A 15,032-nucleotide genomic window follows, 5' to 3' on the forward strand; every position below is an offset into this window, starting at 1 on the left:
TACTCAGCGTTCAGCGCGCCGACCCGACGCTCAGGACGAAGAGGCAAGCAGGCTTGCGTTGCCGCCCGCCGCCGTCGTGTCGATGCAGAGATGCCGTTCGATCACATAGCGTTCGGGCGCGACCGTTTCGGTGACCAGCGGAACGATGGCCCCGTCGCGCTGTGACAGCGCGATGCGCAACCCACGCGTCCATTCCGATTTGCCCGCAGCAGAGACAACTGCAATGTCCTTGACGGTTTGCAGCGTGTCTGCGGACACTGTCCCGTCCAGCGCCTTGATCGGCGCGCCGGCGGCAGTCAGTTCCTTGATGGCCTCCGCAGCGCCCGGGGCGGCCACGACCACGCCGCAGCCTGCGCCGAGGGCCTGAACCGCCTGCGCCAGCGCGATCTCCGGCGTGGGGCCAAGGCACAGGACATTGCCGCGCGGGTACATGCGCAGCCGGTTGCTTTCGCCGGTCGGCCCGGGCAGAGATTGCGGCGACATGTCCAAGGCCGCGGTTTCGGTCAGCGCCTTGCGCACCACGCCGGATTTTCGGCTCAGGGCCGTGCGCAGAACATGGACTCTGTCCGAACGCGCTGCCCAGTTCCGCGCGTCTATCGACGCCAGCGCCTTGTCCAGTGCATCCGGCGCAAGGGCGTCTCCTGCAGGTGCTTCATGGCTTTCGACCTTGCCGACCCGGCGGAAGCGGGTGAGGTACAGCGGACCGCCCGCCTTGGGGCCGGTGCCGGACAGGCCTTCGCCACCGAAGGGCTGACTGCCGACGATGGCGCCGATCTGGTTGCGGTTCACATAGCAATTGCCAACTTGGATGCGTTCGATGATCTGCTCGACCCGGTCGTCGATCCGGGTGTGCAGGCCAAAGGTCAGGCCGTACTGGCGGGCGTTGATGTCGTCGACCACCTTGTCGATGTCCTTTGCCTTGAAGGTGGTGACATGCAGGACGGGACCGAAGATTTCGCGCTCCATATCGGCAATCCCGCCAACCTTGACGATTGCGGGGGTCACGTAGGTGCCTTCGCTTGGGGCAGGGAGGGTCTTGACCAACGATCCCGCGGTCTTGTGCGCCGCGATATAGCCCATGATGTCAGCCTGAGCGTCGGCGTCGATCACCGGCGAGACATCGACATCCGTGCGCCACGGATCGCCGATCACAAGAGCATCCAGCGCGCCCGACAGCATGTGCATCAGCTTGTCATGCACATCTTCCTGTACATACAGCACCCGCAGTGCCGAACAGCGCTGACCGGCGGACTGGAACGATGAGATCAGGATATCGCGCACCGCCTGTTCCGGCAGCGCGGTAGAGTCCACGATCATCGCGTTCAGACCGCCCGTTTCGGCGATCAGCACGGCATCCGGCCCGGCGTTTTGCGCCAGCGCCTTGTGGATGATCATCGCTACTTCGGTTGAGCCGGTGAAGCAGACCCCGGCAATGCGCGGGTCACTGGTCAGCGGGCCGCCAACCGTGGGGCCGTCGCCGGGCAGAAGTTGCAGGGCTGCCTCAGGCAGACCGGCCTCGCGCATCATCTGCACCGCGCGGGTCGCGATCATCGGTGTCTGTTCGGCGGGTTTTGCTAGCACCGCATTGCCCACGGCCAGCGCCGCCGCGATCTGGCCGGTGAAAATCGCCAGTGGAAAGTTCCACGGGCTGATGCAGACAAAGACGCCCCGGGGGCTGCCCGGTTCCTCTTCGTCCAGCCGTTCCGCCTCGTTGGCGTAGTAGCGCAGGAAATCCACCGCCTCGCGCACCTCGGCTATGCCGTCGAGAATGGTCTTGCCCGCCTCGCGCGTGGTGATCGAGGTGAGTTCGGCGATGTTGTCCTCATAAAGGTCCGCCAGCCTGCGCAGCACATTGGCACGATCTGCGACCGGGGTAGCTGACCACGCCTTGAACCCTTCTTCTGCGGCTTCAATCGCGGCGGCGACATCTTCGGATGTGGCCTCTTGTACCGTGCCGACAAGGCGCTTTTTGTCTGCTGGCGAATAGACCTCGCGCACCGGACCGGTGGAGGCACGCCCCCCTGCGATCATCGGCGTTGCCGACCACGTGGCGTCGGCGAACTGTTCGCGCGCCGCCAGAAGCGGCAGGATCGAGGCCGGTTCGTTGATCCGGTAGCCCTTGGAATTCGGCCGCTCAGGGGCAAAGAGGTCGGCGGGTTGCCGGATGGTCGGGCTGGCGATCTGGTCCCCCAGCTTTTCCATCTGGCTCACCGGATCGGCAGAGATGGTTTCCGCCGGGATATCGGGATCGACGATCTGGTTCACGAAGGAAGAGTTGGCGCCGTTTTCCAGCAAACGCCGCACAAGGTAGGCCAGCAGATCCTGATGCGCGCCGACGGGCGCATAGATCCGGCAGCGCGTGCCCTCGGACTGCTTGACGATTTCGTGCAGCGATTCACCCATGCCATGCAGGCGCTGAAATTCGAAACTGTCCTTATCATTGCCTGCCATCGCCACCACGGCGGCGCAGGTATGGGCGTTGTGGGTGGCAAACTGCGGATAGATGCGGTCGCGCCGGTCCAGCAGCAATTGCGCGCAGGCCATATAGCTGACGTCGGTGTTGTTCTTGCGGGTGTAAACCGGGAACCGCTGAACGCCGAGTTCCTGCGCCAGCTTGATCTCGGTGTCCCAATAGGCGCCTTTCACCAGCCGGATCATGATCTTGCGATCGTACCGCTCGGCCATGTCGTAGAGCGTTTCGATGACCGGGGCAGCGCGGCGGCCATAGGCCTGAACCACGACGCCGAAACCGTCCCAGCCCTTCAACGCAGGGTCCGACAGCATCGCCTCGATCAGGTCGAGCGACAGATCCAGCCGGTCCTGTTCCTCTGCATCAATGTTGAAACCGATCCCGGCGGCGGCGGCCTGTTTCACAAGTTCCAGTGCGCGCGGCAGCAGCTCTGCCATCACCGTTTCCTTGTGGGTGTATTCATAGCGGGGGTGCAGCGCCGATAGCTTGACCGAGATACCCGGGCTGGAGCGCACATCGCCCTTGGCCTGCTTGGCAATCGCGGTGATCGCCTTGGCGTAAGCCTGATGATAGCGTTGTGCGTCCTCGTCGGTGCGGGCGGCTTCGCCCAGCATGTCGTAGGAATAGGTGTATCCCTTTTTCTCAAGCGGTTTTGCGTTCTTGAGACCCTCTTCGATGGTCTGGCCCAGAACGAATTGCCGACCGAGGATCTTCATCGACTGGCCGACCGCGTTGCGCACCACCGGCTCACCCAGCCGCTTGACCAGCCCCCGCAGGGCGCGCGCCGGACCCTTGGTTTCGTCATCCAGAACCTTGCCCGTCAGCAACAGCGCCCAGGTCGAGGCATTGACCAGCGACGACGACGAATGCCCCAGATGCGCGCCCCAGTTTGACGGCGCGACCTTGTCTTCGATCAGATCGTCGATCGTCACGGGATCGGGTACACGCAGCAGCGCCTCGGCAAGGCACATCAGCCCGACACCCTCGGAGGTCGACAGACCGTATTCAGCCAGAAACGCCTCCATCATGGAGGGCGAGGTTTCATTGCGCACCCGTGTCACGTATTGCGCCCCGGCGGCCGCGGCCTTTGCACGGTCCTCCTTGGACAGCTTGATCCGTGCGGCCAGCGATTTGATCAACTCGGCTTCATCCGCAGTATAGTTGGCCCGCACTTTCGCGCGCATCGGATTTTGGTCGGCTAGGGCTGCGGTGGCTGCGTCGTTCATCTTGATCGTCTCCGGTTGGGATGGGGCGTTCTGGCTAGTCTGATCACGCAGGAGGCATGACGTCCGCTACGGCGATGGCCGGTCGTAACTGTCCCGCCTGTCCCGCAAAAACGTATAGGTTTCGCGGGCTTCGTTCAGTCTGTCCCGATCAATAGTGATCAGGCGCAGGTCTTCGTCATGTTCGCTGAAATTCAGCGGACCGGCGGTTTCGTCCATCCAGGGATAACAGAACAGCGAGTCGCCGTAATCCTGACCGGCGCGGTTCAGCGACAGGAAAAAGATCTGGTTCTCGATTGCCCTTGCGGTCGCAAAGGCATGCCATGTGTGAAAGGAGGGATCCCGGAAATAGGCCCCGCAATGCAGAATGACCTCTGCGCCATGGTTCAGAACCAATGCGCGCGCCAGCTCGGGAAAGCGGATGTCGTAGCAGATGAAGGGGGCCAGTCTGAACCCCTTGATATCAAAGGAAAACAGGTGATCACCGCGCCGGAAGTATTCCTTTTCCATCGACGCGCCATATTGTGCCAGATGCAGCTTGTCATAGTGACCGACAAGTTCTCCCAACGGATTCACCACGGCGATGGAGATGCAGAAACCATCCTCTGCCTTGCGGGCGAAGCTATAGCTGACAAAGGTATCGTGCTTTTGCGCGACCGCGCGCCAGCATTCAAAGGACGCACCATCCAGCGGTTCCGCCAACACGTCGAGACAGGAAAATGCCGCGCGCGAATAATCAATGCTGGAAAGCTCTGGCAGGACGACGATATCCGCCGGGGTCTGCGAAAGCTGCGCCTCGATCCTGGCGGCGGAGCGTGCAAGGTGTTGATCCCGTTCTTCGGCGCTTGTCATGGCGGGGATGTCGATCTGGCAGGCCAGAAGCCTCAGGGCGTCCTGCGATGACATCAATCCCGTCTCCTCCTAATACACCTGCGATGCCGGTCTCTCCCTTTTGTGTCGGATCACGGCGGTTCCGCGCGGGCGGAGCAGTAATCCTGTGACTTCGGAGGTTTTCGCACATCGCAAGGTCGGCCCGGTTCGGCCAACCGTTTCGATGGTGCACCAGATAAACATCAATGGCTAGCGTGTTCTCCGGCGCGGGCAGATGCGATGGGACAACGGCCCAATTTGCGAGCAGCGTGAACAGGGGATGGAGCGTGCCACCGGTCCGGCCGCATTGGGCGGGCGGCGGCGGTTTTTGGACGATTATCCGAAAACCACCTCAGGTGTGGCGGGGGGACGAAAGGCCGTTTTCCGGTGTTCTTGGCCGGGCGGCTCGCGAGCATCGCCAAACTGGGGATCCGCAACATGCACAAACCGCACGCACAAATCAGAGCAATATTCCTGCGGGCCAAAATGGCTGTGCGATACAAATTGCCGCCATAAATATTTTAAACTAGGCTGACCAAACGCCTAGCCAGAGGTTGCTTGGAAAAGCGACCTCGCACGGAACAAAAATAAGTGTCCACAGGGAGAAATATAGATGAAATTTTCAAAGATTAACAACATCTTGACGGTCGGCGCGTTGAGCGCGGTCATGTCGACCGCTGCCTTCGCAGAGGAAATGACCCTGCGGTTTGCCGGCGTGTTTCCGATCGACCACCAGGGCACGAAAATGATGGAGCAGGTCGCAGCAGACGTTGCGGCGGCGAACGTCGGTCTTACGATCAATGTTTTCCCGGCCAACCAGCTTGGCTCTGGCGAAGCGCTGTTCGAAGACGTGGCCCGCGGCAACATCGATCTGGCCTCGGCCTTCATCTACGCCGACACCGACCCGCGCCTTGAATTCCTGTCCATGCCCTTCCTCGTCAGCGGTTGGGACGAGATGGACAGCATCATGCGCAACATGGACTCCGAGTATAACAAGGTGCTGCAGGAGCTCACCGACGAATACCGCGTTCACGTGGTCGCGCAGAACCCCGAAGGCTTTGTCGGCATCGTCGCCACCAAGGAACCGACAAACTGGAACGACTTTGGCGACAAGGGCATGAACATCCGTGTCTGGTCTTCCAGCATCGTGAAATCCATGGTCGAAACCCTTGGCTACAAGGCAACCACCATGGCCTGGGGCGACATCTTCCCGGCAATCCAGTCGGGCATCGTCGACGGGGCGATCTGCTGCACCAAGACCGCGACCTATTCCATCTTCGCTCAGTCGGACGTCGGCACGCACTTCATCGAAGTCAACGCGATCTCCGAGCTGACCACCTACTACGCCTCGCAGCGGACGCTGGACAAGATGACCGAGGAACAGCGCGAGGTCCTCTTCGCGGCAATGACAAAGGCATCTGACGACTTCTTTGCCTACAACCGTGAGAACGACGCGGCATTCGAGGCGAAACTGGTCGAAAGCGGCTATACCATCCTCAAGTACAGCCCTGAGGAGCAGGCGGCAGTTGCGGCAAAAATCCGCGAAGAAATCTGGCCCATGATGGCCGAAAGCGTCGGTCAGGAGATCGTCGACCGCATGTTGTCGGACAAGAACTGATCACTCGACAATTCGGAGGGCCGGCAAATTTGCCGGCCCTTTTTCTACCGAAAGAATCAAGAAAACAGGGGGTGACATGTCAACGATCAAGGACGACCTGCCGCATTACATCGGCGAAGAGGTCAGTAGCCGCCCACAGAAAATAACAGACGAATTGCCCGTGATCATCGGCTATCCGATGAAGCTGGTTGCCTGGGTCATGAGGGTGATCGTGACGATCTCCGGGTTTCTCATGGCATTCACATTCGGCGCGGTTGTCGTCATCCGGTACGGCTTTGGCGGCGATCTTTTTGCCTACGAGGAATGGCTGTTGGCCTTCAGCATCGTGGGCTTTTTCGCCGGTGCCGTTCTGGCCTCTGCCCGCAACCTGCATATCAACGCCGATATCCTTGGCATCGTGATCAAGGACGACAAGATCGCCTGGTGGCGCCAACTGGTTGTGTTGATCATCGAATTGGTCGTTATCCTGTTTCTCTTTTATGCGTGTTACGTCTCGCTCCTTGACGACTTCTCCTTCCCGCGGCTGCGGTCTACCCCGGTGCTGCGCATTCCCTTCGTGTCATGGCGCATCGCGATCATGGTGGCCTTCGGCTTCATGGCGATCTTCACCTCTGCCTATCTTTACGTACACATCCGCAAAGGACTGGGCCTTCCCCTCAGGTCCGAAATGGCCAAGGGGGCCGGAAAATGATCATTACCGGAAGTCTGGTTATCGTATGCTTGATGCTGCTCCTTGGCGTCAGCGTCTATGTGGCCTTTGGGGCGGTTCTGATCTTCATCGCTCTGGTCGGGGATCAGTCGATCACCGGCTACCTGCCGACGGGATCGACGGGGATCCGTTCGCTGGTTCTGCTGGCGATTCCGCTGTTCATGATCGCCGGTGGTATCATGGAAAAGGGCAGGATCGCCGCGCCCCTTGTTGCCCTGGCCGAAATGTTCATCGGTCATATCAAGGGGGGGCTCAGCGCGGCGGGGGTTCTGGCCTGCGGGATTTTCGGATCCATCTCGGGCAGTGCCAACGCGACCCTGACCTGCATCGGCGGCATCATGATGCCGCACCTGAAAAAGGCGAACTATCCGGGCGGACAATCGGCGGCCCTGATCGTTTCGGCCAGTCCGCTTGGTCTGCTGATCCCGCCCAGTTCGTCGCATATCCTGTATGGATGGGTGGCCCAGCAGCACGTGCTGAAATGCTTTTTGTCGACGGTCATCCCGGCGATCATCCTCATCACGCTGCTGATCATCACCAACCAGTTCATGCTGCGCAAATACAATGACATCAAGCTGACGGATCGGCCCACGCCCTTCATGCCGACACTGGGGCGGCAGGGGCGGCTGGCGGGGCCCGCACTGATGATGCCGATCATCATTCTGGGCGGGATCTACGGGGGCATCATGACCCCGACAGAGGCCGCAGGCATTGCCGTTGTCTACGCGATCCCGGTGGCGATCTACTTCTATCGCGGACTGACGTGGAAAACCTTGGCGACCACCATCCAGACGTCCGGCGTGACCATCGGTGTCGTGATGGTGATGATCTTCATGGTGCTGATCGTGTCCGACAACCTGATCGCGCAGGGCGCGCCGGATCTGGCCAAGCAGATGGTCTATTCGGTGTCGGACAACCCGATCGTGATCCTGCTGATGATCAACGTCGTGATGATCCTGATCGGGATGCTGATGGACGATATTTCGGGCCTGCTTCTGGCGACCCCGATCCTGTTGCCCATCGCGCAGAGCACCGGCATGGACCCGATCCACTTTGCGGCTGTCATCGGGGTGAACCTTGGCATGGCGAATATCACGCCCCCGACGGCACCGCTGCTCTATCTTGGCGCGCAGGTCTGTGACATCCCGGTGTCGCGCATGCTGTGGCCGACGCTGGTGTTCATCGTCTTCGCTTGGTTGCCGACGCTGATGCTGACGACCTTCATTCCGGAACTGGCGCTGTGGCTGCCCGATCTCCTGCTTGGACGGTAAGCGGCGTTCCCTGAAACACCGAAAGGCGCCCGGAAACGGGCGCCTTTTTGGTATTCGTGACGATTGAACGCTGGTTGATCGCCTGGTTTCGCGATCCACTAACCCGCGTCAGCGACAGGATTGGGCTGATTTACTGGACGAATGCCCAGGAATGCAGGCCAATAAAAAGCGCTGTCGCGGAGATCATCGCTACGATGCCCATGACGTTTCTTACTGCTTGTGCCATTATCCCGATCCTTTCGAGGAGCAAGTTTTACGATTGCCAATTAATCAGGCAAACTGCCTCTGACCACCAGCATTGAGCGCATACCCGGCCCGCAATTTTCACATGGCTCATCTTCCATTCAACTGTAGTGAGAAACGGCGGGAAATGAATTGCTTTGGAACGCGGATTTCCGCCGAAATCCGGTATGCTTTGACTCCGATCAATGGCGTCGTGCGTCGCCCATGCGATCAAGGAGCGGACCCTTCCATGTTGGTCGGAAACGGAAAGACGGGGGTGAAATGCCGGAACAGGACGAGGTGGTCTCCTTTGTGAGCCAGCCGATGCTGTATCCCGATGCGGGAACCGTCGAATTGGTGCAGACGCACGGCGCTTTCGTCTTTCTGGGCGGCAAAGTGGCGCTCAAGATCAAGCGCGCCGTGCGCTACGACTACCTTGATTATTCGACACTTCCGGGCCGCAAGGCCGCGCTGGAGCGAGAGCTGGAGTTGAATGCGCCTTTCGCGCCGACGATCTACCGCGATCTTGTCCCGATCACGCGCACCAGTGACGGGGGGCTTGCCTTGGATGGCGATGGCGAAACCGTCGAGTGGGCGCTGCGCATGTGGCGGTTTCCGGATGAGGACCAACTGGACCGGGTGGCGGCGCGCGGTGCGCTGGGTCGCAGGGTCGCCGAGCGCCTCGGCTCCAGCGTCGCCCGTTACCACGCGGACGCACCGGTCCATCGGGCTCCCAAGGCCGCCTGGCGGATTGGTGACATACTGGACGAGTTGGAGCGGGAATTCGCAGGCATGGCCGATGCCTTGCCACAGTCCGATACCGATGATTTCCTGACCCGGGCGAGAGAGGCGCTGACGCGTCACGCAGGTCTGTTGGATGCGCGCGCGGTGGCGGGGCAGGTCCGGCGTTGCCATGGTGACCTGCACCTGAGGAACATCGTGCTGCTGGACGGTGTGCCCGTCCCATTCGACGCGCTGGAGTTCAGCGAGGAATTGGGCACCTGCGACGTTCTCTACGATCTTGCGTTTCTGCTGATGGATCTTTTGCACCGGAACCTGCCGGAGGCGGCGAACACGGTGCTGAACAGCTATCTGTTCAGCGCGCGGGCCGATCTGCGTTACGCGGGGCTTGCTGCGCTGCCGTTGTTTCTGGCCGTGCGTGCAGGAATTTCCGCGATGGTGGCGGTGCAGTCAGCGCGCGCACAACAGGACAGCGATCCGGCGCCCGAAGAGGCGCGGGGATACCTGCGCGAGGCTTGCGCTTTCATGACACCAAGGCCTGCGCGTCTACTGGCCATTGGCGGATTGTCCGGCACTGGGAAAACGACGCTGGCGCGCGGGCTGGCCCCGGATCTGGGGGCGGGTCCCGGGGCGGTGCATCTGCGCAGTGACACGATCCGCAAGGCGCTGTTCGGAGTTGATCCGCAGACGCGTCTGGACGACAGCCATTACCGGCCCGAAATCAGCGCGCAAGTCTATCACCGGCTGGACGCTCTCGCCCGCATGGCATTGGAGGCCGGGCAGAGCGTGATCGTGGATGCGGTTTTCCTGAAACCCGCAGAACGGGCCGCGATCGAAGCTGTGGCGGCGCGCTGTGGCGCAGGCTTCACAGGCCTCTGGCTGGAGGCGTCCCCCGCAGTGCTGGAGTCGCGTGTGACGGCGCGGCACGAAGATGCCTCTGACGCTGACGCCGATGTGGTGCGCGCGCAGTTGACCATCGACCCGGGAGAAATGGGTTGGATAGAGGTCGATGCCTCGGGGCAGGCGGCGGAGACATTGACCCATGCCCGGCGGGCGCTCAGCGGCGATGCCTCCACGAACGCGCCCTACGATGCGGCATGAGCGGGCGCTCCGGGATCCGGATCGTTCATGAAACGGCGCAGGGACGGGTGCGGCTGCACGTCGATGGGATACGCCGGTCGCCCGATCTGTGCCGACGCCTGCGGTCTCTGCTGTCGGAATGTCCGGAGTGCGATGATGTGGCGGTTCGTGCTGTGTCAGGCAGCATCGTCCTGCGCAAACAAGGGGAGGTCAGGCACGAGAGGCTGCTGACGCTCGTACAGCGAGTGCTATCCCGCGCGCTGGCCGGAGAAGAGGCCCGATCGACGCCCGCCTCCGAGGCTTCGGACCCTGCTCTGGGCCTGTCGCTACCGCAATTCGTTGAGCAGCACGGTGCCGACGCGATGCTGGGCCTGAGGGCGGAACAGGCGGCGTCGCGGCGTTTGCACTTTGGCGAAAACCGCTTGCCAGCGGAGGAAAGCCGCTCGCAACTGGGTGTTTTCATGCGTCAGTTCCAATCCCTGCCTGTCGGGATGCTGGGCGTGTCCTCTGCGGTTTCGCTGGCCAGCGGCGGCGTTGCGGACGCGATGGCGACGCTGTCGGTTGTCGCGCTCAATGCCGTCTTTGGCTACATCACCGAAGGGCAGGCGGAGGCTGCCATCGACAGCCTGATGGATGTGTCGGGAAGCAACGTGCCCGTGCTGCGCGGCGGGCAAGAGGTGCAGGTGCCGGGACGGGATATTGTCCCGGGAGACGTGCTTCTGGCGCGGCCCGGCATTCCGATCGCTGCGGACGCGCGGCTGATTTCCGATGATCGACTGATGGTGGACGAATCCGTCCTGACCGGGGAATCCGAGGCGGTGCGCAAGCGCAGCGATGCAGAGGTGGCCCCGGATGCGCCTATCGGGGCGCGGCCCAACATGCTGCACGCCGGGTCATTGGTGACCGAAGGGGCAGGGCGCGCATTGGTCGTGGCGACCGGGGCCGGGACCGCAGCCGGACGGATCGCGCTGCTCAGTGGCACGGCCGAACGGCCCCGTGCACCGGTCGAGGTGGAACTGGATGCATTGGGGGAACGTCTGGCCAAGCTGTCTTTGGCGGCCTGCGCGCTGTTCTTTGGTCTTGGCTGGGCGCGCGGGTCGGCCTTGGCCGAAATTTTCAAGGACACATTGGCGCTGGCGGTAGCGGCGGTGCCCGAAGGCCTGCCGGTGGTGGCCACCACGACCATGTCACTGGGGCTGAAACGAATGCAGAAACGCGGCATCCTCGTACGCCAGTTGAGCGCGGTCGAGGCTTTGGGCGCGATGGAGGTGATCTGCGTCGACAAGACCGGGACGCTGACGGAAAACCGCCTGTCCGTGGAATTGGCCGGGATCGGCACGCAAGAGGCCGATGATCTTGCAGGGCCGGACCTGAAACCGCTGGCCCGCGTGGCCGCCATGGCCAGTCTGGCCGAGGTCCGCGATAGCCGCGCGGTGGGGGCCTCTGCCACGGAACGCGCGCTATTGGATTTCGCCCTTTCGCACGGACAGGTACCCCTGGCCCTGCTGCGGGACGCGCCGATAGCCGCCCGGATCGACCGCAACCTGCGCCGGCCCTGGACCGGGTCGCTGCACCGCGGAGCCGACCCGCAGATGGTGGTCAAGGGCGCGCCGGAGCGTGTGCTGGAGATGTGCGACCGGGTGGTTGAGCACGGTAACCTCCGCGCCCTGAGCGAAACCGACCGCGCCAATATCCGGTCCCTGAACGACCGGCTTGCGGGCAGACCCGCGCGCGTGCTGGGCTTTGCCCAAGGTTCTTGGCCCGGCGATCCTGACGCGCCGCAGGGGCTGATCTGGCAGGGGCTGCTCGGGATGGTCGATCCGCTGCGCGCCGATGCGCCGGATTTTGTGCGCGCAATGCACCGCGCCGGGCTGCGCACCGTAATGATCACCGGCGATCAGACAGCGACTGCCCGCGCCATCGCCGAGGATCTGGATTTGTCGGCTGGAGCGCCCCTGCGGATCGTCGACGCGCCACAGCTGGGCCGGATGCCGCCCGACTTGCTGAGCGCGGTGGCGCGCGAGACGCATGTATTTTCCCGCGTCAGCGCCGAGCACAAGCAGGCCATCATCCGGGCCCTGCAACGCGGTGGCGTGGTTGTGGGCATGACCGGCGACGGGGTCAACGACAGCCCCGCGTTGAAGACCGCCGATGTTGGCATCGCCATGGGGGCCAGCGGTGCGGACCTCGCCCGTGAGGTGGCCAACGTTGTGGTGCGCGACGATGAACTGGCCACGCTGTCCGACGCGGTAGCGCAGGGACGCACGATCTATCGCAACATCCGCCGGTCGCTGGAGTTCCTGATCACCACCAACATGTCGGAGATCGCTGTCGGCATTGTCGAGGCCGCGCATGGCCCGGGTGAACTGGAAACGCCGATGGAACTCTTGTGGATCAATCTTGTCAGCGACGTTCTTCCGGGACTTGGACTGGCTCTGGCCGATCCGGACCCGGACGTATTGGATCAGCCTCCGCGCCGCCGGGATGAACCGATCATTCCGCCACAGCATTTCCGCCGGATGATGCTGGACACGTCGGGGATCTCGGCGGCGACGCTGCTGTGCCATTTCATAGGGCTTCGGCGCTATGGTCCGGGGCCGCGGACGCGCGCCATGACCTACCTGTCGCTGTCACTGGGGCAGTTGCTGTACACGCTGGTCTGTCAGCGGTCCGATGTGCGCCATCTGCGCCCCGGAAAATTGTTGGAGAACCGGGCTTTGGACAGCGCGGTTCTGGTGTCTTCGGGGCTGGCGGTGCTGCCGTTCTTCGTGCCGCCCCTGCGCCGGATGATGGGACTTGCCCCGATCGGGGCGGGCCCGGTCGCGCTGGCGTTGACGGCGACTGTCACCCCCGCCGCGTCGGTTTTGCTGCGCCGGGGAGTGGCTTTGGGACTGGACGAAGTGGAGGGCCAGCCATGAGAAATTTCGTGATGACATCGGATGCGGTGACCAAGGGCCACCCGGACAAGCTGTGTGATCAGATCAGCGACGCCGTGGTGGATGCTTGGCTGACAGAGGGCGGGCGGGCCGGGGTCAATGCGGAATGCGCGCTTGCCTCTGGCGTGGCCTTCTTGTCGGTGCGGTCGGGCATGGCTGCGCCTGTGGACGCGGCGGCGCTGGTGCGGCGTTTGGTGGCCGAGGCGGGCTATGACGGGGTGGACGAAGATAGGATGACCGTGATCCTCGATCTGGCCCGCGGCGAAGACCTGTCGCCTGAACAAATCGCCAAGGCGCGCGCGCGGCACATGGTGACGGCCATCGGCTATGCCTGCGATGGCGCTGGTGCGATGCCTGCGCCTGTCATGCTGGCGCGGGGCCTTGTGGCCGGGATGGATGCGGCGCGCGAAAGCGGGCGGCTGGGCTGGCTCCTGCCCGATGCCAAGGCGCAGGTGGCCGTCCGCTTTGAGGACCGTCGCCCGGTGGCGGTGACGGCCGTGGCGCTCAGCCTCGGGACAGTCGAAAGCATGTCTGAGCAAAGTATCGCGGCGGTCATGCGCGATGAGGTGATCGCCCGAGCCATGACGGGGCTGGACCTGCAGCCGGCCAAGGATCTGCGACTGACGGTTCAGGCGCACTCCGGGCCGGCCGGTCCGGCGGCGCATACCGGCCTGACCGGGCGCAAGACGGGCGAGGATGGCTATGGCGCCTTCGTGCGGCACAGCGGCTCTGCGCTCAGCGGCAAGGATCCCTCTCGGATCGACCGGGTTGCGGATTATGCTGCCCGATTTGCCGCGCGTGGTGTCGTCGCCGCCGGTCTGGCCCGGGAATGCGAAGTGCAGCTGTCCTATATTCCCGGAGATATCGCCCCGGCCAGCATCGAGGTGGATAGCCATGACAGTGGAACGTTGCCGGACAGCCAGATCCGGCAGCGGCTGCAAGAAAAGATGGATTTCCGTATCGGCGCCATCGCCGAGCGGTTCGGCCTGTGGGATCTGCCCGCCGCGCGCAACGGACGGTTCTACCAGCTGCTGGCGACCTATGGTCAGATCGGCCGTGAGGACCTTGAGACACCCTGGGACAGGGCGGATTTGGCCGGAGACCTGGTCTGAACGCTCAGTTACGCGCAGCGGCCAGCAGCGAATAGGCCGACAGGGCCATGGTCAGGGCCGGACCGGCCACCTTGCCACGTGCAAGCTGGATCATGGCCCCGAGTGCCAGCAGCAGGCCGATGGATGTCTTCAGGTCCAGCGCGCCCCCGGTGCGCTTGCCGATGGCCATGTCCGCCTGCAGCAGGCCAAGGTTGATCACCTGTCCGACCGGCGGCTTTTTGACCGGCGGCATCAGTTTGACCAACCCGCCCTCCTGCAGTGCCTGCAGCACGGTTTCGGCGGGCACCAGTGTATCGATTATGACGCTGGCGGTATTGGGGCGGACGCGGGTGCGCGCGACCCCTTCGACCCGCGCCAAGGCATCGGCAATGGCATTGGCCTCGGGACCCGGCGGCACGGTCAGCCGCAGGCGCAGCCGCCGCGCGGTCTGATGAGCCAGACGCGCCTTGACCGTGTAATGGACGGCATGTTCGGCCTCAGGCGGCATGGTCATCCTCGGCCGCGGCCTTGGCCGCCGCCTGGCGCTCGGCCTGCATTTCCTCGCGAAGTTCGGCCGCGATATCCTCGAAGTGTTCATAGGCCTCGGCTCCGGCCTTGCTGAATTCCTCATAGGCGGTGGTGCCGGTCCGCATTGCTGCGCGCATCAGCGGGCGGCCCGCCCGTCCGACGGCCTGCGCCACGCCCGGGATCAGCAGCACGGCGCCCGTGGCGACCAGCGCCCCCAACATGAAATTCTTGCTCATCACGATATCTCCTGTCGTTGGCTTCCGAATTGAGGGG

The 15,032-nt window shown here is 63.1% G+C and carries 10 protein-coding genes; 6 read left to right on the plus strand and 4 right to left on the minus strand.

From position 1 onward, the window contains the following. Positions 1 to 30: 30 nt before the first annotated feature. A complete protein-coding gene (putA, locus tag ACTXGA_RS18215; RefSeq protein ID WP_443396033.1) occupies positions 31 to 3,696 on the minus strand; it encodes a bifunctional proline dehydrogenase/L-glutamate gamma-semialdehyde dehydrogenase PutA in 3,666 nt (1,221 codons plus the stop codon). 66 nt (positions 3,697 to 3,762) lie between these two features. Continuing rightward, entirely contained in the window at positions 3,763 to 4,599 is an 837-nt protein-coding gene (locus tag ACTXGA_RS18220; protein WP_443396034.1) for a carbon-nitrogen hydrolase family protein, read from the minus strand. A gap of 577 nt (positions 4,600 to 5,176) precedes the next feature. Between ACTXGA_RS18220 and dctP the strand changes: the two genes are divergently transcribed. The 6 genes from dctP to ACTXGA_RS18250 all read left to right on the plus strand — a co-directional run bounded on the left by dctP (position 5,177) and on the right by ACTXGA_RS18250 (position 14,252). Further along, positions 5,177 to 6,181 carry a TRAP transporter substrate-binding protein DctP gene (gene dctP, locus ACTXGA_RS18225; RefSeq protein WP_443396035.1) on the plus strand — a complete coding sequence of 335 codons (1,005 nt, stop codon included), beginning with the start codon at positions 5,177 to 5,179 and terminating at the stop codon, positions 6,179 to 6,181. Positions 6,182 to 6,257: 76 nt separating this feature from the next. Next, complete coding sequence (locus tag ACTXGA_RS18230; protein WP_443396036.1) at positions 6,258 to 6,872, plus strand: TRAP transporter small permease; 615 nt, start codon at positions 6,258 to 6,260, stop codon at positions 6,870 to 6,872. Continuing rightward, positions 6,869 to 8,161: a TRAP transporter large permease gene (locus tag ACTXGA_RS18235; RefSeq protein ID WP_443396037.1), complete on the plus strand. Its 1,293-nt coding sequence runs from the start codon at positions 6,869 to 6,871 to the stop codon at positions 8,159 to 8,161. Before ACTXGA_RS18230 ends, ACTXGA_RS18235 begins: the two co-directional genes overlap by 4 nt. A 504-nt stretch (positions 8,162 to 8,665) precedes the next feature. Next, complete coding sequence (locus ACTXGA_RS18240; protein WP_443396038.1) at positions 8,666 to 10,225, plus strand: bifunctional aminoglycoside phosphotransferase/ATP-binding protein; 1,560 nt, start codon at positions 8,666 to 8,668, stop codon at positions 10,223 to 10,225. Further along, on the plus strand, positions 10,222 to 13,122 hold the full coding sequence (locus ACTXGA_RS18245; protein ID WP_443396039.1) for a cation-translocating P-type ATPase: 2,901 nt from the start codon (positions 10,222 to 10,224) through the stop codon (positions 13,120 to 13,122). The genes ACTXGA_RS18240 and ACTXGA_RS18245 overlap by 4 nt, the downstream gene beginning before the upstream one ends. Continuing rightward, positions 13,119 to 14,252 carry a methionine adenosyltransferase domain-containing protein gene (locus ACTXGA_RS18250; protein WP_443396040.1) on the plus strand — a complete coding sequence of 378 codons (1,134 nt, stop codon included), beginning with the start codon at positions 13,119 to 13,121 and terminating at the stop codon, positions 14,250 to 14,252. Before ACTXGA_RS18245 ends, ACTXGA_RS18250 begins: the two co-directional genes overlap by 4 nt. Before the next feature lie 4 nt (positions 14,253 to 14,256). On the opposite strand, the gene ACTXGA_RS18255 is transcribed toward ACTXGA_RS18250, so the two are convergent. Continuing rightward, on the minus strand, positions 14,257 to 14,745 hold the full coding sequence (locus ACTXGA_RS18255; RefSeq protein WP_443396041.1) for an HMA2 domain-containing protein: 489 nt from the start codon (positions 14,743 to 14,745) through the stop codon (positions 14,257 to 14,259). Then, positions 14,729 to 14,995, minus strand: a complete 267-nt coding sequence (locus tag ACTXGA_RS18260; RefSeq protein ID WP_443396042.1) for a DUF5132 domain-containing protein — start codon at positions 14,993 to 14,995, stop codon at positions 14,729 to 14,731. Before ACTXGA_RS18260 ends, ACTXGA_RS18255 begins: the two co-directional genes overlap by 17 nt. Between the last annotated feature and the right edge of the window lie 37 nt (positions 14,996 to 15,032).

This window comes from Antarctobacter jejuensis, assembly GCF_052266595.1.
GTDB classification, from domain to species: Bacteria; Pseudomonadota; Alphaproteobacteria; order Rhodobacterales; family Rhodobacteraceae; genus Antarctobacter; species Antarctobacter jejuensis.